We start from the raw sequence: 21,872 nt of genomic DNA, 5'->3' as shown, positions 1-21,872 counted from the left end.
GGCGTAGAGGGTGCCACGGGGAGGGGGCGGGGCGGGTTTGCGGGGTTGTTTGATGCGGGGGTCTTGCTGGTGTGAGGGGTGCGGGCTTGATCGGGGCCTTCACAACTAAGCTACCGCTAGGTAACATCGCTGTATGTCCTCTGAGACCCTGCCGTCGATCGGCGAAATGATGGCGGCCTCCGTGCCGATGGTCCGTACGCTGAACCTCGAGTTCACCGAGACCAGCGCCGAGCGCGCCGTGGTCCGCATGCCCGACCAGTCCGACTTCCACAATCACGTGGGCGGGCCGCACGCCGGAGCGATGTTCACCCTCGCCGAGTCCGCAAGCGGGGCCATCGTGATGGCCGCGTTCGGCAGTCAGCTCGGCAGGGCGGTGCCGCTGGCCGTACGTGCCGAGATCGGCTACAAGAAGCTCGCCATGGGGCCGGTGACCGCGACCGCAGAACTGGGTCGCCCGGTGGCCGAGGTGATCGCCGAGCTCGACGCCGGGGGCCGCCCGGAGTTCCCCGTCAACGTGGCCATAGCGCGCGAGGACGGCGCGGTCACGGGTGAGATGAGCATCGTGTGGACCTTGCGGCCGAACAGCTGAGTCGGCACAGCTGATTCCGCTTCGCGCTTCACGGGTACCCGCTGCGTCCCTTCCGTCCTTAGCGGGTACCTGTTTCTTCTGCTTCTTCCGTTTCTTCCGTCACTTCTTCCGTTTCTTTCGTCACGGGGCTCGCCCTCCTTCGGCTCGCCTTCGTGGGGGCTCGGTGCGTCGCGAGCCGGATGTTGCTGACCGCACGCGGATTCGGCCCTCGGACGGGGCGATCGAGTACGCTGCCCGGGCGCCCTGCGGCGCGTCAGGGGATCGAGCGGCACCGGTGTCATGGACACGGAGCCACGGCCCACGGGGCCCCTCAACAGCGGAGGATTTCGGCGGTGCACATCCAGGAGTGGCTCGAGACGGTACCGGCCGTGAGCGTCTATCTCCTGGTGGGGGTGGTCATCGGGCTGGAGAGCCTGGGAATTCCGCTGCCCGGCGAGATCGTCCTGGTCAGCGCCGCGATCCTCGCCGCGACCCAGGACCACATCAATCCGTTCGTCCTGGGTGCCTGCGCCTCCGTCGGCGCGATCGTCGGCGACTCCATCGGCTATCTGATCGGTCGCAAGGGGGGCCAGCCCCTGTTGCAGTGGGCCGGCCGTAAGTTCCCCAAGCACTTCGGCCCGGACCATGTCGCGATGGCGGAGTCGAAGTTCGACAAGTGGGGAATGTGGGCGGTCTTCTTCGGTCGCTTCATCGCCCTGCTGCGCATCTTCGCGGGTCCGCTCGCCGGCGTACTGAAGATGCCGTACTGGAAGTTCCTGATCGCCAACGTGCTCGGCGGCATCATCTGGGCCGGTGGTACGACCGCGCTGATCTACACCGTGGGCATGGTTGCCGAGCCGTGGCTCAAGCGGTTCTCGACGTGGGGGCTGGTGGCCGCCGCGCTGTTCGGCATCGGCTCGTTCCTGCTCATGAAGGTGCGGGCGAAGAAGGCGGCTGCGGCCCGCGAGGCCGAGGAGACGCGGGTTGCCGCTACGGTCGACTGAGCGACTGAGCGACCGAGCAACCGAGCAACCGAGCAACCGAGCGGCTTGTGCTCATGGTGGTCGAGTGGCTGATGTTGATGGCAGCTCGATAGCCAGGCCCGTCATGACCTCACGGCATCAGCCAGATGTCAGGGCCGCCGTCACGCCATTCAAATACTCCGGTGTCGTCCCAGACGAACTTGCTGGTGCAGAAACCGGCGCGGCGCAGTATCGCGGCCACGTCACCGGGGCGCAGCGCCCGTCCCAGGTCCTGACCGTAGAGCGTCACACGGCGGCCGCCGGAGGACGGCGGATGGACGATCACGGGGGCGCGCTTCATGTCCCCAGGATGCGACCGGACCCAGGCTGTCGCATCCCGAAAGCGATCGTGCTTTTACTCAACGTGACCTTCGTGACGTTCGTGACCTTCGTGACCTGGTTCACCCCGCGTGCTCCCCGGCCCGCCGGCCCCGGTTCCCCTCCGGGTTTCTGTCCCGCCCCGTGGGGTGGCGGTGCTGCCACCAGGCTTCGCCCGCCGAGGGGTCGGGTGGTGCACTGCCGCTGCGTACCGCGCGGCGCAGACCGGTGAGCATGTGACGGGCGCCGGTGATGAACAGGGGGTCGCCGACGAGTTTCTTCGCCACCAGGGCCTTGCGGCAGGCCCGTAGTGCCGCCGCTGGATCGCCGTGCGCCCGTTCGGCCAGGGCCTGGGCGTAGAGGATCGTCGAGTAGAGCCAGAAGTCGCCGTCGGAGTGCCGGGCCTCCCAGGCGCGGTGCGCCGCCGTCTTGGCGCGCGCCGCGTCGTGCGGTGCCAGGGCGATCGCGAGCAGCGCCCAGCTGTGCGCCGGACCCGGGCCGAACCACGGGTCCCGGGAGTGGTGCCGGGCGGCCTCCTCCAGACATGCCACGGCGGTCGCGGCGTCCTGGCGGTACAGGGCCAGTACCCCGTGGGCATGGGCGATCCGGGCCAGTCCATCGGAGTCGGCGTGCATCACGGCCGCCCGCCACGCCTGGTCGAGCAGGCTCTCCGCAGTGGCGGTGGCATGTTCCTGCGCCGCCAGATAGCCGGCCAGCCACAGCGCCCGGGCCCGTAGCGCGGTGTCGTCGCGGGAGAGCAGCAACAGCCGGTCCAGATGGGCCCGCCCCTCTTGCCGGTAGCCGCAGGCCGCCCAGTGGAACCACAGGGAGACCGCGATCTCCAAGGCGCCGAGTGCGTCCTCGGCGTCCTGAGGGGGGTGGGTCAGTGCCGCGTCGAGGTTGTGTTGCTCGTCCTCGACGAGACGTACCGCGACCTGCTGGTTCGGTCCCTGCCAGGTGATCTGGGCCTCGGCTGCCAGGGCCGCGCACGCCTGCCGGAACCGGCGCCGGGCCGAGGGCTCCTCACCCGCCTCGCGCAGCTTTGCCCGTCCGAAGTCGCGGGCGGCGCGCGGGAGTCGGTAACGGGGTGGCAGCGCGACCCCGGTGTCCGGATGTGCACCGCCCGCGTCCCGTACGCATTCGACCACCGAGGCCCTGTGCAGCCGCTCCAGCGCGACGTCGACGGCCGCTGCAGGAACGTCACTGCTGGTGCAGACGCAGCCGGCGAGCCACGGGTCGAAATCACCGGGGAGGACCGAGAGCCGGGCCCAGATCCGGCGCTCGGTGGGCGAGCAGAGGGCGTAACCGGCGGCGTGCGCGGCGTAGAGCGAGGTGTGCCGTACGGTCGCCGCCGGCCCCGAGTAGAACAGCGCACCGTCGGCGCCCACTTGGACGGCGAGTTGTGGCAGCGACATCCGGTCGAGTTGGTGCGCGGCCAGGGCGATCGCCAGAGGTGAGCCCTCCAGCGCCTGGCACACCGTCACCAGCAGCTCCGGCGCCGCAGGGCCGGTACGGGTGGCCAGCAGCTCGACGGCCGGCCCGGCGATGCCCTCGCCGAGCGTCACCGGCAGCGGGGCGATCGTCTCGACCCGCTCCTCGGGGAGCCCCAGCGGACGGCGCGCGGTCGCCACGATCCGCAACCCGGGGTCGGCCCTCAGCAGCCGGCGGACCAGGTGTGCGCACTCGTCGAGCACCGGGTCGCAGTCGTCCAGCAGAAGGGTCAGGCGGTGCCGCCGACAGTGCGCGGTGAGCGCCTTGAGGACGGCAATTCCCGGCTGTGGCACGGAAGTTGGGGCCTCTGGCTGCTCTGGCTGCTCTGGCTGTTCTGCCCGGGGTCTTGGGTTCGCACGGTCCGCCGAGTCCGCACGCTCCCCCCGCTCCGTTCGCCCCGGCTGCTCCCCGCGCCCCCTGCCACTGACGCAGGGGTGTGCGGTGCGGAGGGCGAGGGCGCGGGCGGCCTCGCGGGCGGTGGCGGCGTCGGGGAGGCCCGCCGCGCGCAACAGGGCGTCAGTGACGCCCCCGTCGGCCAGTCCGTCCCAGCAGCCCACCCGGACCACCGTGCCGTCGTGCCGGGCGGTGTGCTCCTCCAGGACGGCGCGGGCCAGCACGCTCTTGCCCACCCCGGCGGGGCCGGTGAGGGTCACCAGCGGTGCGGTGTCCAGCAGTCCGGACAGCTGCTGGTGTTCAACGGCCCGTCCCACTACGCCGGGAAGGGGCGGGCGATCGGGCCACGCGGTCATCGGTCATCCCAACTACGGCGCGGCGTCGCGCCCTTGCTCGGCACGGAACGGCGGTCGCGCCCGTGCGATCCAGCTCTCCACGATGCCAGAACCGACCGTCCGGTAAACACGGAGCGGCCTCACCGAACGGGGGAAACCAGGGTGGCGGCTTTGACGTGGCGGGCCGTCCCCCGGAGGCGGGAGAGGGAACCTGCAGGTCATATGAGGCGGGGCAGGCGCCGGGGGCTCGCGGCGCGAACGTAAAGTGGTGTCTTTCGACGGGTGCCGTGGTGTGCCGTGGTGGCGATGTGACCGTCCCCGGCCGGCGCCCAGGACCGAGGAGATCGTCCCGATGAAGCGCGTGTTACTCAGCGCTGCGACAAGTGTGGTGGCCATGGCGATCCTGGCCGGTTGTGGCGGTGGGGTGGACACCGTCGATGCGTCGGGGGTCCCACGGCTACCGGCCCGTGCCGCAGACGCGATCAACGGGGCGCCTCGGGTGGTGCCGCCGCGGGGGCCACGCTCGCTCTTCACGCCCTTCCGTACGACGGGGGACGACGGCACCCAGGTCGTCAAGACGACGTGGCACGGCCGGAAGTCCGGTTTCACCGGCGACATCTGGGCGTGGGTGCCACCGCAGTACCAGCAGCCCCGGTACGCCAAGAGCGGCTTTCCGGTGCTGATCGCTCTCCCGGGTGCGTACGGCTATCCCTTCAACTACTGGGCGGGGGCGCCGTTCGCGCTGGAGGAACGGATCGCGGAGTGGTCGCGGGAGGGCAAGACGCTCCCGTTCATTGTCGTGATGCCGGTGCTCAACCCGGAGCGGAAGTACTACGACGGCAGCGACATCCCTGGGCAGCCGAAGATGGGCACCTGGTTGACCGAGGACGTGCCGGACTTCGCGCGGGCCAACTTCCGTACGTACGGAAGCCGGGAAGGCTGGGCCTTCATGGGGTCGTCGTCCGGCGGGTTCGCGGCGCTCAAGGCCGTGCTGAAGCAGCCGCGGACGTTCAAGGCGGCGATCGTCAACGGGCCGGACACCGCCCCCGATTCGCCGATGTGGCGGGGGCATCCGGCGGAGATGCGCGCCAACGACCCCCGCCATCTGGCGCGCGTTCTGGTGGCGCGTCGGGAGCCGGAGGTCTATCTGGCCTTCGAACTCGGCAGCAGGGAGGCCGCGGTTCCCGATGTGAAGCGCTTCATCAGGGACTATACGGGTGGGTCGATCCACTCGACGTTGTTCGAAATACCGGACGGTGTGCACAGCGCGCACACCTACATCCAGCGGATGCCCGAATCGCTGCACTGGATCAGCGAGCAGATGCAGGGGCCCGTACCGTCGGTCTGACCTGCCTTCGTCTGACGTGGCTTCGGTCTGACGTACCGTCGGCCAGAAGTGCCGCCGGACTGACTTCCGTGCGTATCGGGTCGGCGCCCGCCCGGGCGCCCCTGCCCGGCGCCCCGTCGCCTGGGTGGCCGCACTGGTGGGGCCCCGGTGTTGCCGCGATCGGCCGGGCCGTGAGAATGGTGCGTGTCCCGGCCGTGCGTGCGGCCGGGTGTCCGCGTGCCCGTTGGAAGGAGAGTCGTGCGGTATCTGCGAGCGGCCGGCCTGCTGCTGGCCGGTTCGGCTCTGCTGGTGGGCAGCTTCGCGGCCGGTGAACGGTGGCTGGGAGAACGGGACGCGACCAGCGAGGTGAACGGCGTGACCGATGCCGTACCGCGCGCCGAGGTGGCCCGCTCCATCTCGGGCCATCTGTCGCTTCCGTTGATCCTCAAGGGGCCGCGCTCGGTCGACTGCGTGCAGGACCTGCGGGCCGTCGAGGGCGCCCGGACCCACTGCACCGCCCATTACCTGCGCGGGACGGACCGTGGCATGACCGTACGCGTCGTCCGGGTGCGCGGTGGCGAGATCACGTACGTGCATGACGCCCCGCACCGCTGAGTGCCGTCCCTCCCGTCCACGCCACCATGGCACGCAGGGACCGGAGTTGGGCTGCGTCGGCAGCCGGTATGTCCCGTTCCGCTGATGCCCTTGCGTTCGCTGCTGCCTACGCCCGCTGCAGCCTGCCGCTTCTCACCTGCCGCCTTCCGACTTCGCTGGCGCTCGTTGCGATCGCTACGGCCCCGGGAGTCGGTGACCTGCTAGCGGTTCGTCAGGAAGTGGCCGAGCCGGTTGCCGGGGCGACCGGCAACGGCGCCCAATAGACCCAAAGTGGTCCATTGTTGAATCGCCATCACGTGGATAACAGTTCACATCACCGTTGTACGGCGGACGTTGACGTGATGCTAAGATCATCGCACTTGCCAACGGGGTAGTCACCTGCTATGGCAAGAAAGAAATCCGCGCATTGGCCTATGAAATCGCCACCCCCGGGGAGAACGATGCCATTAGCCGGCCCTTTGATGGCTCTCTGGCAGGCGACTGCGCGCGGCCGTTCACGTATGTCAGGGATGGTGAGTGATGCTGTGCACCGCAGTCCGGCATACGACATCCGGTGGCTCCGTCGTCCGAAGAGAGTCCTATGACCCCATACTTCCAGGATCCAGCGCTGTGGGCATTGGTCGCTGGTACTCCTGTCGCCGCAACCGCGATTGTTCGCGGACGAATGAAGATCGCGGAGCTAAGGAAAGAGAAGGCTGAACTCAAGCAGCACTACGCGAATCTTGAGGACCACTACGCGGAGGCCGTGGAGGAGGCGAAGGACCGGGCCGAAGAGGCTACCAAAACCACTCTGAAAGCCGCTATGCGGACCCTGCAAGGTCTGGCGAGCGAGCAGCAGCTGGCGATTTCCAAGCTGCAGGAGACGTATGGCGAGCACAAGATCCTGCAGGATCTGCTCGACATCGACCACATGAATTCGCAGTTCGCGCGGCGGGCCCAGTCCATCGCCGTGCTCTGCGACGGCTGGCTCGGCCGGCGCCGTCAGGACGCCTCGCTCTACGACGTGGTCCGCAGCGCGAAGGGACGTATTCGTCACTTCACGCGCGTCGAAATCCGGTCGCAGAGCCATTTCGGCATCGTGAGCCGTGCCGTGGAACCGGTGGCGCTGGTGCTCGCCGAACTGCTGGACAATGCGACCAGCTATTCGGCACCCGAGACGGTCATCGAGATCAATATCCGTCCGGTGCCCAAGGGTGTCTGCATCGTCGTCGACGACGCCGGTGTCGGCATGAATGAGGAGGAGAAGGCGCGGGCCGCTCGGCTGCTGTCCAGCGAGAATTCCGCGAGCGTCTCCAGCCTCGGCAATCCGCCGCAGTTCGGTTTCACCGTCATGGGTGTGCTCGCCGCCCGGTACGGCTTCAGTGTCTCGGTCGACTCCACTTCTCCGTACGGCGGCGTGCGCGCGGTCGTCCTGCTCCCCGACGATCTGCTCACGTCCCTGCACGAGCCCGAGGAGAGCCCTGCCGTGGCCGCGTCGACCCCGTTGCCGCCCGAGAATCCTCCTGGTCAGGCCGCTGATATCGCCGCACGTGGCTACCGCGGACCGGCCCCCTCGGCCCCTGCCGCGCCGCCTGCTCCGGCCGCCGCACCGGCGGAGCCGGAGACCACCGCGGGCGGGCTGCCCAAGCGCCGCCGCCGCGGTGCGATATCCATCGTGCCGGCCGAAGCCGAGAGTGACCGGACTCCGGCCCGGGACAGCGCAAAGGCCGCATCCGTGATGGGTGCATTCCAGCGCGGCACCCAATCCGGCCGTCGATCCACCAATGCAAGCAATGAAGGGCATGAGGTTCAGTGAACTACGATCTGTCGTGGATGCTTGACAGTGCTCTGGAATTGCCCGAAGCGCAGCATGCCATTCTCGTCTCCGCCGACGGCCTTCTCATGGCCCGTTCGAAGGACGTCGGCCGGGATCACGCCGACACCGTCGCCGCCGCCATGAGCGGAATGCAGTCACTGAGCCGTACGGTCGCTGACTTCTGCAACGGTGGCGCGCCCACGGCCCGTCCGCAATGGCGTCAGACGCTGGTGGAATTCGACCACGGCTGGGTTTTCCTGATCTCGGCCGGCGAAGGCGCCTATCTTGCGGTTTCGGCATCACCCGACGTCGACATGGCGGAGATCACCTTCCGCATGCAGCAGCTGGTCGGCCAGCTCGGCAAGGCACTGACCAGTCCGCCGCGTGAGAGGGCCGATATCCAGTCATGACGACCGATGACGAGCCGGAGCTGGAACAGGAAGCAGCTGAATTAGTACGGCCGTACGTCATCACCAACGGCCGTGATCTCCTTGATGATCAGGAGTTCTCGCTGATCACTCTGGTCACCGTGCACCCGGAACCGCCCCGCACCAGGCCGCTCGACCCGGAGCGGCTCAGCGTACTCGACCTCTGTTCGGGCGGTTTCCTGTCCATCGCCGAAATTGCCGGGCACACCCGGCTCCCGATGGGCGTCGTCAAGATTCTGGTGTCCGACCTCGTACACGAGGGCCACCTCTGTTCCCGGGCGCCCGTACCCAGTGCCCAGCTTGTCGACCGGAAAATTCTTGAGGAGGTGCTGCATGGGCTCCAGGCCCGCTTTGGATGACGGCGTGTACTTGCGCAATTCGGTGCAGACCGCGGCGAAGATCCTGGTGGTAGGGCACTTCGCCGTGGGGAAAACGACGTTCATCGGGACGATGTCGGAGATTCCTCCGCTGCGTACCGAAGAGGTAATGACCCAGGCCGGTCAGGGAATTGACGATCCGAAGGGCGCGCCCGGCAAGACCACCACGACCGTCGCCATGGACTTCGGCCGGCTCACCCTCAGCGACCAGCTGGTCCTGTATCTGTTCGGAACGCCCGGGCAGCAGCGCTTCGTTCAGGTGTGGGAAGACATGACGCGCGGGGCGCTCGGGGCGCTGGTCCTGGTGGACCCCCAGCGTCTTGAGGAGTCCTTCCCTGTCATGGACCTGGTGGAACACTACGGAATCCCGTACGCCATCGCCGTGAACCGCTTCGACGGGACCCCCGCGCATTCGGTCGACGAGATCCGCGAGGCGCTGGACCTGCTTCCTGAGACGCCCGTTGTCCACTGTGACGCGCGGGACCAGCGTTCCTCGGCAGATTCCCTGATCGCGCTTGTCCGCTATCTCCAGTCCCGCCTCAACTAGGAGTTCAGGCATGCATTCTCATTCGGAATTCGAGACTCCGCCGCCGGGTTGCCCGGCCCGTGCCGACGGCATGAGAACCTCCCTGTACGGCCCGGAATTCGCCGCGGACCCGCACGGTTTCTACGAGCGTCTCCGGGAGCACGGTCCCGTCGCCCCCGTCGAGCTGGCTCCCGGGGTGGAGGCGGAACTCGTCACCGACTACGCCACCGCGCTCCACGTGCTCCAGAACCCGGACATCTTCGCCCGCGACTCCCGCCGCTGGCGCGCCCTGAACGAGGGCCGGGTACCGCTGGACAGCCCGGTGCTCCCGATGATGATGTTCCGGCCGAACTGCATGTTCTCCGACGGTGCCGACCATCTGAAGCTGCGCCAGGCCGTGACGGACAGCTTCGCGCGCCTGGACATGCACCGGGTGAGCCGGCACGTCGACCGGGTCGCCGCCTACCTGATCGACCAGTTCGGCTTCCGCGGCAAGGCCGACCTGATCAGCGACTACGCCCAGGTGCTGCCCCTGCTGGTCTTCAACGACCTGTTCGGCTGCCCCGCGGAGCTCGGCGACCGGCTGATCAGCGCCATCTCCAACCTCTTCGACGGCGTCGATGTGGAGCGGGCCAACGAGGCCATGGCAGGGGCGCTCTTCGAGCTGGTCACGCTGAAGCGCACCAGCCCCGGTGAGGACATCACCTCGTGGCTGATGCAGCACCCGTCGCAGCTGTCGGACGAGGAGATGGTCCACCAGCTGGCCCTCCTCATCGGGGCGGGCACCGAGCCGGTGCAGAACATCATCGGCAACGCGCTGCGCCTGCTGCTGTCCGACGAGCAGTTCGCCGACGGCCAGCAGGGCGCCGGCGTCCTGGTCGAGGACGCCATCAACGAGGTGCTGTGGAACAGCCCGCCGATCGCCAACTACGCCACCCACTACCCGGTCCACGACGTGGAGGTCTCCGGCATCAAGCTGGCGGCCGGCACGCCGGTACTGATCAGCTTCGCGGCGGCCAACGCGGACCCGAGCCTGTCCGCCTCGCGGCAGACGTTCAGCAAGCGGGCCCACCTGGCCTGGGGTGCCGGAACGCATGCCTGTCCTGCCAAGGACCCGGCACTGCTCATCTCCATCAGGGCCATCGAGAAGCTGCTGAACACGCTGCCCGACGTCGAGTTGGGCGTACCGGCGGACACCCTGACATGGCGTCCCGGCCCGTTCCACCGCGCTCTCATCGCGCTGCCCGCCCGCTTCACGCCGGTGCGCCACGCACGCGGTGAGGCGACGCCGGGCGGCGGCAGCGGCCCCCGTCCGGGCGACCAGCCGGCCCAGCAGCCCAAGGGCAGGTCGCAGAAGGGAAGCTGGTGGAGCGGGTTTCTCAACTGGTGGCGTGTGTGACGTTGATGACAGTGTGAACGTTCGTTGACCGCATGAATGTTCAATCTCGGGGGTATGCAGCGTTGGCGTTTACTGTGTGATCTTCTGGAAGAAGGTGTCGCTGTGGAGCCCGCTCTGGCCACTGCCCCTGTTGACCGGCGCAGCGTGGTTTCGCTCTTCTCCCGTCTGCGTACGGGCGATGGTCAGGCAAATCCCTTGCCCTGGTATGTGAAGCTCAGGGAAATGGGAGATATCGTCCCGGCGCCTTGGGGCGGGCACCTGGCGACTTCTTACGCTCTGTGCCACCAGGTCTTGCGCAGCAGATCGTGGCGGGTGCCGGACAGCGGCTGGCGGGCTCGCCAGGTCGATGCGGCGCGCTGGAAGGCACCCGCATCACGCCAGATGGGCGGCACCCTGCCCATGCTCAACCCGCCGGACCACACCCGGATGCGGCGGTCGGTGGGAAACGTTTTCGACCGCCATTCCCTTGCGGCGATGAAGAGTTCCATCGAGCGTACGGTGAATCGGCTGCTCGACCGACTGGACGAAGAACTCGCCGTCGGCACAGCCGATTTCTGCGCCCTGGTCAGCGACGAATTGCCGGTGATAACGATCGGTGAATGGCTGCAACTCCCGTCGGCCGATTACCCGTTGCTGAGGTCTCTCACCCACGACCAGGTATTCACCCAGGAGTTGTTCCCGACCCGGAGTCAGCTCGCGCTTTCCGACCGGGCCACCGGTCAATTGCGGGAGTATTTCACCACGCTGGTCCGGGAACGCAGGAGGAACCCCGGGACGGACCCGGTCTCGTCCTGGCTCGCCGTCTGGGACGACCTCGAATGCGACCGGGCGGCCGCCGACGAGGCCGTTTTCCACCTGGTGCTGTTCATGGTGCTGGCGGCACTGGAGACCACCGCCCACGTACTCTCCGGGGCGGTCCGCCTGCTCCTGGAGCACCCGCGCCAACGGGACTGGCTGCGCACCCGTCCCGAGCACATACCGGGCGCCATCGACGAGGTCCTCCGCTACGACGCCCCGATACACATGATCAGCCGGGTCGCCCCGGAGGACACCGTGCTCGCCGGGGTCACCATCCGCGAGAACGAGATGGTGCAGCTCATGGTCGGCGCCGCCCACCACGATCCGCGTCAGTACGCGGACCCCGAACTCTTCGACATCCGCCGGCGGTCCCCCCACCTCAGCTTCGGCGGCGGCATCCACTTCTGCCTCGGCAACGCCCTCGCCCGTATGGAGGCGGAGTGCCTGCTCACCGCGTTGCTCCAGCGCCTCCCCGGGCTGCGGCTCGCGGGTGCGCCCGTCTGGGCGTCCCGGGTGGCCTTCCGCCGCCTGATCACACTTCCGGTCGCCCGTGCCTGAGTCGCCCGGTGGACCGGGCTCCCACGAAGCGTGGAACAACGAACAAGGAACCGCCATGATGCACGACTTCAAGTCCCTCCTCGTGTCCCAGGAAGGGCCCGTCCTCCGGGTGCAGTTGAACTGCCCGGAGACCGGCAACGCCATTTCCGGACCGATCCTCGACGAGCTGCTCGCGGTCCTGGGGGCCCTGGACGACGAGACCGGCATCAGGGTGCTGGTCCTCTCCGGCGCGGGCGACGACTTCTGCCTGGGCGGCGACCGCGCGGAATTCCCCGCCCTGCTCGCGGCCGACCCCAGTGGTGTGGAGCTGCGGGCGCTCGCCAACAAGGCCCGCCGGGTGTGTGACGCCCTCGCGACCACCGATGTCGTGACCATCGCGCGGCTGCACGGCGGCGTGGTCGGGGCCGGTGTGGGCCTCGCCGTCTTCTGCGACTTGCGGGTCGGCGCGGACAACTGCCGCTTCCGGCTGCCGGAGCTGGGTCTGGGCGTGCCGCCCGCCTGGGGTGGCATCATGCCGCGGCTGCTGAGCGAGGGAGGCGCCGCCAGGGTGCGCGAGCTGATACTGACGGCCGACAATTTCGACGCCGTCACCGCGCAGGAGCTCTCCCTCCTCCACAAGGTCGTCCCCGAGGATCAGCTCGACAGCACCGTCACGCGCTGGACCAAGCCGCTGATCCGCCGGTCCCCCGCGGCCCTGCGGACCGCCAAGCTCATGATGAACGGGTACGCGGGCGCCCACCGCCTCGCGGACGCCTCCCTCTTCGACGCCGAGCTGCTGTCGTCTGCGCTCACCGTCGCCGCCTCCGTCGGACGTCGCTGAGGTTCCTCCGCGGCGTCGACGGGGCCCTCCACGAGCCCCTCCGCGACGCCCCCGGCCGCGGCGCGGTCCCCACGCCCGCCCCGCGGCTCCCGCCCCGGCGCGCCTCAGTCCGCCGTCATCGCTTCCCGGTGCCCGGCCGCCAGTTCCAGGTACATGGCCGCATTGACCCGGATCATCTCGCGCTCCTCGGCGGTCAGTTCCCGCTTGACCTTCGCCGGTACGCCGGCGACGAGGGAGCCGGGGGGCACCTGCATGCCCTGCGGGACCAAGGCCTGGGCGGCGACCAGGGAGCCGGCGCCGATGTGGGCGCCGTTCAGGACCGTGGCGCCCATGCCGATGAGGACGTCGTCCTCGACGGTGCAGCCGTGCAGCACCGCGTTGTGGCCGACCGAGACCCGGTCGCCGACGGTCACCGGGAAGCCCGGGTCGACGTGGACCGTGCAGTTGTCCTGGATGTTGCTGTCGGTCCCCAGCACGATCGGGCCGCAGTCGGCCCGCAGCACCGCGTGGTACCAGACGCTCGCGCCCGCGGCCAGGGTGACCTCGCCGAGCACCACGGACGTCGGGGCGGTGAACGCCGTCGGATCTACCTTCGGCTCCTTGCCGCCCACCGGTGAAATCAACGCCCGTTCCGCCATCTTGGATCTCCTCGCCGATTGTGCGCCGCGCCTCCAGCACCGTAGACGACCCACGGGCCGGCGGGCCGGGCCGTCGGCCGGTGGGGCGAAGATCACAGCCCGGCGCGCGGTCCGGCGCCCGCAGGCTGAGTACGGTGTGCGGGTGCCGATAAACCAGAACGTGTTCTCGTCCTTGGCGGCCTGGCGGCGCCGGGCCGTGTCGCGCGCCGTCCACCGCGGCGCGCGCTGGGTGCGGGAGGCCGCGGCCGTCACGGCCGGGCGGCCGGGACCGTACCGCTTCCGCCGGATCGGCACCGGCACCCGGCTCGCGTTCCCGCAGGGCACCGTCTTCGGCGACCCCTGGATCGAGATCGGCGACCACTGCATCATCGCCCAGGACGTGACGCTCACGGCGGGCATGATGCCGGACCTCGACCTCGGCCCGGAGCCGATCCTCACACTGGGGAACGGCGTGGTCCTCGGCCGCGGCAGCCATGTGATCGCCGATGTCCGCCTGACGATCGGCGACGACTGCTTCTTCGGCCCCGGTGTGTACGTCACCACCACCAACCACAGTTACGACGACCCCGAGGTGCCGGTCGGCAAGCAGTGGCCGCGCACCGACCCGGTCAGCATCGGCCCCGGCAGCTGGATCGGCACCGGTGCCGTCATCCTGCCCGGCGCCCGGCTGGGCCGGAACGTGGTGGTCGCGGCCGGTGCCGTGGTGCGCGGGGAGGTTCCCGACCACGCGGTGGTCGCCGGCGCGCCCGCCAAGGTCGTCCGCCGCTGGGACCCGGCGACGGGCTGGCAGCCGCCGCTGCGCACCCCGACGCCGGTGCCGATCCCGGAGGGCGTCACACCGGAGCAGCTGCTTGCGCTGGGGGAGTGGGCGGCGGAGGAGGCCGCGACGCCCGCCGGGGAGGCGTAGCGGCCGCGGCCCGACGGGTCGTCAGCCGCCGGAGGCGAGCAGGACCGTGCCGACCAGCGCCAGGGAGGCGCCGGCCGTCTGTATGGCCCGCATCCGCTCCTTGAGGACGCCGAGCGCGGCGAGCGTGGTGACGACGGGGTAGAGGGAGGCCAGCACCGCGGCCATGGTGACCGGGCCGTGCTGGGCGGCGAGGGAGTACGTGCCGTTCGCGGCGACGTCCGCGATGCCCACGAAGGCGAGCATCGGCAGCGAACCCTTCAGGGCCGCGAACCCGCCCTCGGGCAGCGCCGGGGTGCCGCGCCGCACCGCCGCGTACAGGGCGGCCCCGCCGACCGCGACATTGCACACCCGCTGGACGAAGAGCGCGAGGAACAGGCCGGTCAGGGTCGTGGACGCCTCCGAGATCAGCGCCATCACCGCGCCGAAGCCGAGCGCCGAGACCAGCGTCAGCACGATCGTCTGGCGGGCGATGGACGCGCCGCCGATCTTCGGGCCGCCGGCCAGCAGCACCCCGACGACCGCCACGACCATGCCGGCGCCCTGCAGCAGCCCGGGCCGTTCGCCCGCCACGATGCCCACGCCGAGCGGTACGAGCACGGTGCCGAGCGCGGCGAGCGGGGAGACCACGCCCATCGGCCCGAGCGCCAGGGCGCGGTAGAAGCAGAGCATCGCGGCCGGGCCCACGACGCCCGCCCCGACGGCGAACCACAGCTGCGGACCGGCCTCCCGCCAGCCGCCGGTCGCCACCACGATGGCGCCCAGGACCACGGCGGCGAGGGTTTGCGAGACGACCACCACGGTCAGCGCCTGGAATCGTCGGGTGAGCAGTCCGCCCCCGAAGTCGGCGAGCCCCCAGAGGAGGCTGGTGGCCAGGGCGAAGACCGCTGTCATGGTGAAACCTCGCAGTACAGTGAACCGGACGCTGAAGTACACCACACCGTAGTCCAACAAAATGAACTGCAGCATCTAATTTATTAGCCTCGACTTGGACGGACCGTGACGGACCTCGACCAGCTCACGCAGTCGCTCGCCCGCAACCTCAAGCACTGGCGCGCCGAGCGCGGCTTCACCCTGGACGCCCTGGCGGCCCGCGCCGGCGTCAGCCGCGGCATGATCATCCAGATCGAGCAGGCCCGTACCAACCCGAGCGTGGGAACCACCGTCAAGATCGCCGACGCGCTCGGCGTCAGCATCACCACGCTCCTCGACTACGAACAGGGCCCCCAGGTCCGCGTCGTCGGGCCGGGCGAGGCGGTCCGCCTGTGGTCCACCGAGGCGGGCAGCTTCACCAAGCTCCTCGTGGGCGCCGAGGCACCCGGCCCCTTCGAGCTGTGGGACTGGCGGCTGATGCCCGGCGACGGCAGCACCTCCGACCCCCATCCGCCCGGCACGGTCGAACTGCTCCACGTCCGCGCCGGCACCCTCACCCTCGTCGTCGACGGGGTCGACCACACGGTCCCGGCCGGCGCCTCGGCGACGTTCGAGGCCAAAGTCGCGCACGGCTATCGCAACGACGGCACCGAACCGGTCGAGATGACCATGTCCGTGATCATCCAGCTCGCCCGCTGAGACGGTCGTACGGCGGCCGGCCACGGCTGTTAACTTGGCGCCATGCCCGTCCCGATGGATGCCTTTGACGAGGTCCGGCCCGCCGTCGAGTGCCTGGACCTGCTGACCGAGCCCGTCGCCGCGGCGATCCGCGCCTGGAGCGGCTCCGTACCGGTCGAGGAACTCCGCTTCGTCGACACCGACCCGGCCATCGCGGACACCGCCGTGCTCGTCGAGCACTACGGCCCCTGGCTGCTGGAGCAGTCGGCGAACTGCGTGGTGGTCGCCGGCAAACGCGGCGGCGAGACCACCCTGGCCGCCTGCGTCGTCCTCTCCCACACCCGCGTCGACGTCAACGGCGTGGTGCGCCGCCAACTCGGCGCGCGCAAGGCGTCGTTCGCGCCGATGGACCGGGCGGTCGGCGAGAGCGGCATGGAATACGGCGGCATCACCCCCGTCGGCCTGCCCGCCGGCTGGCCGCTGCTCGTCGACGCCGCCGTCGCCGACACCCCGTACGCCCTGATCGGCAGCGGCAGCCGCCGCGGCAAGCTCATCGTCCCCGGCAAGGCCCTGGCCGAACTCCCCGGCGCCACGGTCCTGGACGGCCTGGGCATCGCCTAGTCGCGCCCTTCCGGCCCCCTCCGGCCCCCCGGCCGGACCATGGCGGCCCCGGGTGTCGGTGCCGGCGCCTACCCTGCGGCACATGACGATCGACGACGAGAGGCTGACGCGGCTGCGGACCGCCGCGACGGCCGGTGAGGCGGAGGCCGCCTTCGCGCTGGGGCGGCTGCTGTGCCTGACGGCCACCGGCCCGGCGGACGCGCCGGAGGACATCGAGGGCCCCGGACAGAGCCGGCCGGAGGAACCCTGGCTTCGGGCGGCTCTCGGCAGGCATCCCGGCCACGTCCCCGCCATGACCCTGCTGGCCGGACGGCTGGTCCAGCAGATCGACTTCTGGCAGCACATGCGCGAGCTCAACCCCGAGGCCGCCGAGGCGTACGGAGAGGACGAGACCACCCTCGCGCGGCGGCGTACCGAGGCGGACGAACTCCTCGCCCGGGCAGGCGCCGCCGGGCCCCCACACCGCAGCACCGGCCCGTACAGCTTCTACGTGCTGGACGACACCGGCTGGAGCGGCTCGACCGCGCACTGCGCGACGCTCGTCGCGTCCCGTCCCGAGGAGCTGCGCTGGGCGTGCGACCAGTGGTTCTCGGTCGTCGGCGGCTGCGGGCTGAGCGGGGCGCCGACCCTCACCGCGTACGCGCACGGCGAGCAGACGAGCGTCATCCACCTCGCCGAACACTTCGACCGGACCGTCGACTGGGACACCGTCCCCTTTCCGCCGCTGCCCGGCGAGGAGTTGCCCGCCGGGCTTCCGGTGCCGGGCAGCGGCCTGCATTACGGCTTCGCGGCGCGGGTGGATTAGGGCAGATGCCTCCGGGCGGGCCGGGGCCCTCGGCCGGGGCGGGCCGTGCGCCCGCTCAGCCGGCCTTCCGCCGCACGCCCGGGCGCAGGTCCAGCGACAGCGGTGTGGAGTGCTCGTGGAAGCCCAGGCTGCGGTACAGCGGTTCGGCGCCGTCCGTGGCGTGCAGGTCGACGCGGCTGACGCCCTGCTCCGCGAACCAGCCGAGCAGGGCCTCGGTGGTGGCACGGGCATAGCCGCGGCCCCGATAGCGCGGGTCCGTACAGACGTTGAAGACGAAGCCGAAGCGGCCCGAGGGGTGGCCCGGCGCGGGCAGTCGCTGCTCCACCGTCCCGACCGCACACGCCGCCAGATGCGGCGCACCGGCCGCCTCGTCGCCCGCCACCACGAACGCACCCAGTCGCGCCTCCGGCCCGGACAGCAGCCGGCGCGCCACCGCCTCCGCCTCCTGCTCCCAACTGCCGGGCCGGTCCTCGCCGTTCATCGCCTGGAACATCAGACGGCGCAGCCGGACCAGTTCGGCGGCGTCCCCGGGGACGGCGGCCCGTATTTCGCTCATGTACGGACGCTAGCGGACGCCCGGCTCAGCCCAAACGCGGTATCTCAATGGCCGGACAACGGTCCATGACCATGTCGAGACCGGCATCGCGCACGCGGTTCCAGGCCCCCTCGTCGACCACGCCGAGCTGGAACCAGACGGCCTTCGCGCCGGCCGCCACGGCCTCGTCGGCGACCGGCCCCGCCAGCTCGCTGTTGACGAACACATCGACCACGTCGACCGGGAACGGGATCGCGTCGAGCGAGGGGTAGCCCGGCTCGCCGTGCACCGTCTCGGCCTTCGGGTGCACCGGAACGATGCGCTTGCCGTAGCGCTGCAGCACCTCGGCCACGCCGTACGCGGCCCGCCGGTCGTTGTTCGACAGGCCCACGACGGCCCAGGTGTCGCCGAGCTCGGTGAGGATCCTGCGGATCGTACTGGGATCGCCGTACACGCACTGCCTCCTGCTCAGGGAAGGTTCTCGTGCGGATCAACGGCCGGCACCGCCGGAAGATTCCCGTCCGGGCCACGGCGGGAGCGCCCGTGGACGCAGGCGCCCCGCCCGAAGGGGAAGGCGGGCGGGGCGGGTTCTTTGGTGGGGCGGGGCGAAGGCGGTCAGCGGCGGGCCCGGACGACTGTGCCGCCGGCCAGTCCGGCGCCGACGACGGTGCTGCCGGTGGCGGCCCGGGCCGGCTTGCCGATCGCCCGGCCACCGCCCACCGGTTCGGCGCCGCCGGCCCCGGTGCCGGGCCGCAGTGCCCCGTTCGCAGCCGCCCTCCGGGCCTCCTCCGGCGTCTCCGCGGACGTCCCGGCCAGCGCGGCACGCAGTTCCTCGGTGTCGACCAGCATGCTCACCGGCCCGGTCGGGTTCAGGTACAGCGCATGCCCCGGAGGAAGCTGGTCGACGAGGTCGGCCACCGGACGCCGGTCGTACAGCAGCCGGCCCACCGACTCCAGGTAGCCCTCCGAGGTGTAGACCGGGATCACCGGGGTGCCCTCGGGCGAGGCGGCGGCCAGCGGGGTGCCGGTCGCGGTGACCAGGACGGACACCTCGGCCCGCGCCAGCTCCTCGGTGACGTCCTGGCCGGGCCCGTAGCCGGTCGCGGCCAGCTGCACCGCGCGGTCCACCGGGTCGGCCGGCTCCGACCACTCCAGCATCTGCGGCGACGGCCGGTACTCCGGGTTGTCCCGCCACTCCTCGATCTCGCCGGTCGGCCCGGACCGCCACTGCCCGATCAGCGCCCAGAGGGGCGGCGGCCCCTCGCCCTGCCACGTCAGGTCCACCAGGGCAAGCCAGTGGTCGGGCGCCTCGCGTGCCGCCTCGACGACCTCCGGCGGGGGCTCGGGCATGTCCTCGCCCGTCAGCGGCTCGCCCGCCGTCATCGCCGACTGTGTGCTCTCTTCCATGCAGCCCTCCGCCAACCCGCTGTTCCGTACCTGCGCGTACGCGCGGGGCCCCGGAAACACGAGGCTCTCGCACGGGCCTCACCCTGCCCACGGCCGGGCCCGACGTCTCCGCGACGCACCGTGCGGACGGGGCGGGTACGCCGCCTGGCCGTGCGGACTGCGCCCGTCCGGCGGACCCCCGCGCCCTTTTGGCGGACGGCCCAGCGCGGCGCGGGTCGCGGGACCCGGAGCCCGTTGTCACAGGGGCCGCATAGGCTGGAGCGATGCAGGAGCAGTACCGCACGCTCGCGCGCGAGGGTGTCCACGAGATCGAGATCAACAAGTCCCGCTTCCTCTGCGCGCTCGCGCCCGTCGCGGACGAGACCGAGGCGCAGGACTTCATCGCGCGCATCCGCAAGGAGCACCCCACCGCACGCCACAACTGCTGGGCGTACGTCCTCGGCGCCGACGGCGGCGTGCAGAAGGCCAGCGACGACGGCGAGCCGGGCGGCACCGCGGGCGTCCCGATGCTGCAGATGTTGCTCCGGCGCGAGGTGCGCTACGTCGTCGCGGTCGTCACCCGCTATTTCGGCGGCATCAAGCTCGGCGCAGGCGGGCTGATACGCGCCTACGGCGGCGTCGTCGGCGAGGCCCTGGACGCGCTGGGCACGGTCACCCGGCAGCGCTTCCGGCTGGCCACGGTCACCGTCGACCACCAGCGGGCCGGCCGGGTCGAGAACGACCTGCGGACCACCGGCCGCGCGGTGCGGGAGGTGACGTACGGGGCGGAGGTGCGCATCGAGGTCGGGCTGCCGGAGGCCGAGGTGGACGCGTTCCGTGCCTGGCTCGCGGACGCGACGGCCGGTACGGCCCGGCTGGAGCTCGGCGGCGAGGCGTACGGGGAGCTCTGATCGGCGGCGCGGCCTGAGGGGCGGCGGCCGGCCGCGGCGGCCGCGGTGCCGTCCGGTCCGCGGTCAGGGCGGAAAGTCCGGTTCGTACCGGTGCGCGGCGGTGCCGGGCGTGTCAGCCTGTGGCGCGGCGACGGGTGCCGCACCGGCGAGCGGCGGGGGCCGGAGCTCCGCCGTGCCGGCACGAGAAGGGGGCCGCCGATGCCTGAACTCCTCGACGAGCGGGCGGGATTCGTCCGCCGGATCGGCCTGTTCCAGGCCACCGCCATCAACATGAGCCAGATGTGCGGCATCGGCCCGTTCGTCACCATCCCGCTGATGGTGGCGGCCTTCGGCGGACCGCAGGCGGTCATCGGATTCCTCGCCGGCGCCGTCCTGGCGCTCGCGGACGGGCTGGTCTGGGCCGAATTGGGCGCCTCGCTGCCCGGCGCCGGCGGCAGCTACGTCTACCTTCGGCAGGCGTTCCAGTACCGCACCGGCAAGCTGATGCCGTTCCTGTTCGTCTGGACGGCCATGCTCTTCATCCCGCTGGGGATGTCCACCGGCGTGATCGGCTTCGTGCAGTACCTCGGCTACCTGTGGCCGGGGATGAGCCAGGGCCAGGGCGATGCCGTCGGACTCGTGGTCACCGTGGGCATCGTGGTGCTGCTGTGGCGGCGGGTGGAGCGTATCGCCCGGCTCACCGTCGTCCTCTGGGTGGTGATGATCGCCGCCGTCGTCCTCGTCATCGTCGCCGCGTTCACCCACTTCAGCCCCCAGCGCGCCTTCACCTACCCCGCGCACGCCTTCGAGCTGACGGCCGGTCACTTCTGGGTGGGCTTCGCGGCCGGGCTGACCATCGGCATCTACGACTACCTCGGCTACAACACCATCACCTACATGGGCGCCGAGATCCGCGAGCCCGGGCGCACCGTCCCGCGCGCGATCATCGCCGCCATCCTCGGCATCATGGCCATCTACCTGCTGCTGCAGATCGGCACGCTCGGCGTCGTCGACTGGCGGGAGATGCTCGACCCGCACTCCACGGCGTCCTCCTCCGTCGCCTCCGCCGTGCTGGAGCGGGCCTGGGGCAGGGGCGCGGCCGGCACCGTCACCGTGCTCATCCTCGTCACCGCCGTCGCCTCCGTGCTCACCGGGCTCCTCGGCGGCTCCCGGGTCCCCTACGACGCCGCCCGCGACCGGGTCTTCTTCCGCCCGTACGGCACCCTCCACCCGCGCCACCGGTTCCCGGTGCTCGGCCTGCTCACCATGGGGACGGTGATGGCGGCCGGCTTCCTCCTGGGCCGGCACACCGACCTCGCCACCATCATCCAACTGCTCACCACCGTCATGGTGATCGTGCAGTCGCTGGCCCAGGTCGCCGCGGTCACCGTGCTGCGCCGCCGCCAGCCGGCCCTGCGCCGCCCCTACCGGATGTGGCTCTACCCGCTCCCCGGGCTCGTCGCGCTCGTCGGCTGGCTGGTGATCTACGGCTACGCGGACCGCAACGCGCCCGGCCGGCACCCCATCGAATGGTCGCTGGCCTGGGTCGCGGCGGGCGTCGTGGCGTTCCTCTGCTGGGCCCGCCGCGAGAAGGAGTGGCCGTTCGGCCCGAAGCGGATCGACGAACGGTACCTGGAAGGGGACGAGCGCTCCCCGGAAGCGGACGGGCCCGGCGACGGGCACCGGGACGGGCATGGAGAAGAGGCCGACCGCCCGGCCGGGGGCGCGGCCGGCACCGCCGGTGCCGGGGGATAACCCCACGTCGGGTCTCA

25 protein-coding genes are annotated in these 21,872 nt (G+C 70.8%); 17 read left to right on the top strand and 8 right to left on the bottom strand.

Annotated features, from left to right (window positions below):
* Positions 1-133: 133 nt before the first annotated feature.
* Both IG62_RS0129315 and IG62_RS0129310 read left to right on the top strand, forming a co-directional pair.
* Positions 134-589, top strand: a complete 456-nt coding sequence (locus IG62_RS0129315) for a DUF4442 domain-containing protein (protein WP_030809807.1) — start codon at positions 134-136, stop codon at positions 587-589.
* A gap of 332 nt (positions 590-921) precedes the next feature.
* On the top strand, positions 922-1,572 hold the full coding sequence (locus IG62_RS0129310) for a DedA family protein (RefSeq protein ID WP_030809805.1): 651 nt from the start codon (positions 922-924) through the stop codon (positions 1,570-1,572).
* A gap of 109 nt (positions 1,573-1,681) precedes the next feature.
* Here the strand turns inward: IG62_RS0129310 and IG62_RS0129305 are convergent, their stop codons facing one another.
* Positions 1,682-1,891 carry a hypothetical protein gene (locus IG62_RS0129305; protein ID WP_030809802.1) on the bottom strand — a complete coding sequence of 70 codons (210 nt, stop codon included), beginning with the start codon at positions 1,889-1,891 and terminating at the stop codon, positions 1,682-1,684.
* Between the two features lie 100 nt (positions 1,892-1,991).
* Positions 1,992-4,148, bottom strand: coding sequence for an ATP-binding protein (locus IG62_RS0129300; RefSeq protein WP_078872313.1), 2,157 nt, complete (start codon positions 4,146-4,148; stop codon positions 1,992-1,994).
* Between the two features lie 331 nt (positions 4,149-4,479).
* On the opposite strand from IG62_RS0129300, the gene IG62_RS0129295 reads away from it, so the two are divergent.
* The 7 genes from IG62_RS0129295 to IG62_RS0129265 all read left to right on the top strand — a co-directional run bounded on the left by IG62_RS0129295 (position 4,480) and on the right by IG62_RS0129265 (position 10,594).
* On the top strand, positions 4,480-5,475 hold the full coding sequence (locus IG62_RS0129295; protein WP_030809797.1) for an alpha/beta hydrolase: 996 nt from the start codon (positions 4,480-4,482) through the stop codon (positions 5,473-5,475).
* A gap of 237 nt (positions 5,476-5,712) precedes the next feature.
* Positions 5,713-6,069 carry a DUF4333 domain-containing protein gene (locus IG62_RS0129290; protein ID WP_030809795.1) on the top strand — a complete coding sequence of 119 codons (357 nt, stop codon included), beginning with the start codon at positions 5,713-5,715 and terminating at the stop codon, positions 6,067-6,069.
* 580 nt (positions 6,070-6,649) lie between these two features.
* On the top strand, positions 6,650-7,864 hold the full coding sequence (locus IG62_RS0129285) for an ATP-binding protein (protein ID WP_030809793.1): 1,215 nt from the start codon (positions 6,650-6,652) through the stop codon (positions 7,862-7,864).
* Positions 7,861-8,274 (top strand): roadblock/LC7 domain-containing protein, encoded by a 414-nt coding sequence (locus IG62_RS0129280; RefSeq protein ID WP_030809789.1) that lies wholly within the window; start codon positions 7,861-7,863, stop codon positions 8,272-8,274. Before IG62_RS0129285 ends, IG62_RS0129280 begins: the two co-directional genes overlap by 4 nt.
* Positions 8,271-8,651, top strand: coding sequence for a DUF742 domain-containing protein (locus IG62_RS0129275; protein ID WP_030413584.1), 381 nt, complete (start codon positions 8,271-8,273; stop codon positions 8,649-8,651). Before IG62_RS0129280 ends, IG62_RS0129275 begins: the two co-directional genes overlap by 4 nt.
* On the top strand, positions 8,626-9,216 hold the full coding sequence (locus IG62_RS0129270) for a GTP-binding protein (protein WP_030413585.1): 591 nt from the start codon (positions 8,626-8,628) through the stop codon (positions 9,214-9,216). The genes IG62_RS0129275 and IG62_RS0129270 overlap by 26 nt, the downstream gene beginning before the upstream one ends.
* 10 nt (positions 9,217-9,226) lie before the next feature.
* A complete protein-coding gene (locus IG62_RS0129265; protein ID WP_030809786.1) occupies positions 9,227-10,594 on the top strand; it encodes a cytochrome P450 in 1,368 nt (455 codons plus the stop codon).
* A gap of 269 nt (positions 10,595-10,863) precedes the next feature.
* Here the strand turns inward: IG62_RS0129265 and IG62_RS49945 are convergent, their stop codons facing one another.
* Complete coding sequence (locus tag IG62_RS49945) at positions 10,864-11,082, bottom strand: hypothetical protein (RefSeq protein ID WP_324604656.1); 219 nt, start codon at positions 11,080-11,082, stop codon at positions 10,864-10,866.
* Here IG62_RS49945 and IG62_RS0129260 point away from each other — a divergent pair.
* On the top strand, positions 11,069-11,950 hold the full coding sequence (locus IG62_RS0129260; protein WP_324604655.1) for a cytochrome P450: 882 nt from the start codon (positions 11,069-11,071) through the stop codon (positions 11,948-11,950). The genes IG62_RS49945 and IG62_RS0129260 overlap by 14 nt on opposite strands.
* A gap of 55 nt (positions 11,951-12,005) precedes the next feature.
* On the top strand, positions 12,006-12,770 hold the full coding sequence (locus IG62_RS0129255; RefSeq protein ID WP_030809779.1) for an enoyl-CoA hydratase/isomerase family protein: 765 nt from the start codon (positions 12,006-12,008) through the stop codon (positions 12,768-12,770).
* A 104-nt stretch (positions 12,771-12,874) separates the two neighbouring features.
* Here IG62_RS0129255 and IG62_RS0129250 read toward each other — a convergent pair whose 3' ends face one another.
* Positions 12,875-13,408 (bottom strand): gamma carbonic anhydrase family protein, encoded by a 534-nt coding sequence (locus tag IG62_RS0129250; RefSeq protein ID WP_030809776.1) that lies wholly within the window; start codon positions 13,406-13,408, stop codon positions 12,875-12,877.
* Between the two features lie 142 nt (positions 13,409-13,550).
* Between IG62_RS0129250 and IG62_RS0129245 the strand changes: the two genes are divergently transcribed.
* A complete protein-coding gene (locus tag IG62_RS0129245) occupies positions 13,551-14,315 on the top strand; it encodes an acyltransferase (RefSeq protein ID WP_030809774.1) in 765 nt (254 codons plus the stop codon).
* 21 nt (positions 14,316-14,336) lie between these two features.
* On the opposite strand, the gene IG62_RS0129240 is transcribed toward IG62_RS0129245, so the two are convergent.
* The gene (locus tag IG62_RS0129240; RefSeq protein WP_030809771.1) at positions 14,337-15,206 is read right to left on the bottom strand and encodes a DMT family transporter; all 870 of its coding nucleotides are present in this window, start codon (positions 15,204-15,206) and stop codon (positions 14,337-14,339) included.
* A 105-nt stretch (positions 15,207-15,311) separates the two neighbouring features.
* Here IG62_RS0129240 and IG62_RS0129235 point away from each other — a divergent pair, with 105 nt between their 5' ends.
* The 3 genes from IG62_RS0129235 (at position 15,312) to IG62_RS0129225 (ending at position 17,289) form a co-directional block, all read left to right on the top strand.
* Positions 15,312-15,884 carry a helix-turn-helix domain-containing protein gene (locus tag IG62_RS0129235; RefSeq protein ID WP_030809768.1) on the top strand — a complete coding sequence of 191 codons (573 nt, stop codon included), beginning with the start codon at positions 15,312-15,314 and terminating at the stop codon, positions 15,882-15,884.
* Positions 15,885-15,926: 42 nt separating this feature from the next.
* A complete protein-coding gene (locus IG62_RS0129230; protein ID WP_030809765.1) occupies positions 15,927-16,484 on the top strand; it encodes a YbaK/EbsC family protein in 558 nt (185 codons plus the stop codon).
* Between the two features lie 82 nt (positions 16,485-16,566).
* A complete protein-coding gene (locus IG62_RS0129225) occupies positions 16,567-17,289 on the top strand; it encodes a hypothetical protein (protein ID WP_030809762.1) in 723 nt (240 codons plus the stop codon).
* A 55-nt stretch (positions 17,290-17,344) separates the two neighbouring features.
* On the opposite strand, the gene IG62_RS0129220 is transcribed toward IG62_RS0129225, so the two are convergent.
* From IG62_RS0129220 to IG62_RS0129210, 3 genes are all read right to left on the bottom strand, one after another.
* Positions 17,345-17,845: a GNAT family N-acetyltransferase gene (locus IG62_RS0129220; protein ID WP_030809759.1), complete on the bottom strand. Its 501-nt coding sequence runs from the start codon at positions 17,843-17,845 to the stop codon at positions 17,345-17,347.
* A 25-nt stretch (positions 17,846-17,870) separates the two neighbouring features.
* The gene (locus IG62_RS0129215; RefSeq protein ID WP_030809756.1) at positions 17,871-18,278 is read right to left on the bottom strand and encodes a CoA-binding protein; all 408 of its coding nucleotides are present in this window, start codon (positions 18,276-18,278) and stop codon (positions 17,871-17,873) included.
* Positions 18,279-18,439: 161 nt separating this feature from the next.
* Positions 18,440-19,231 carry a type VII secretion system-associated protein gene (locus IG62_RS0129210; protein ID WP_051798755.1) on the bottom strand — a complete coding sequence of 264 codons (792 nt, stop codon included), beginning with the start codon at positions 19,229-19,231 and terminating at the stop codon, positions 18,440-18,442.
* A gap of 263 nt (positions 19,232-19,494) precedes the next feature.
* Between IG62_RS0129210 and IG62_RS0129205 the strand changes: the two genes are divergently transcribed.
* On the top strand, positions 19,495-20,121 hold the full coding sequence (locus tag IG62_RS0129205; RefSeq protein WP_030809751.1) for a YigZ family protein: 627 nt from the start codon (positions 19,495-19,497) through the stop codon (positions 20,119-20,121).
* A 198-nt stretch (positions 20,122-20,319) separates the two neighbouring features.
* Positions 20,320-21,855, top strand: a complete 1,536-nt coding sequence (locus tag IG62_RS0129200; RefSeq protein WP_030809748.1) for an APC family permease — start codon at positions 20,320-20,322, stop codon at positions 21,853-21,855.
* Positions 21,856-21,872: the final 17 nt, after the last annotated feature.

This window comes from Streptomyces sp. NRRL S-337 (genome assembly GCF_000720175.1).
Classification (GTDB): domain Bacteria; phylum Actinomycetota; class Actinomycetes; order Streptomycetales; family Streptomycetaceae; genus Streptomyces; species Streptomyces siderophoricus.
This window is presented reverse-complemented; position numbering and strand designations above follow the sequence as displayed.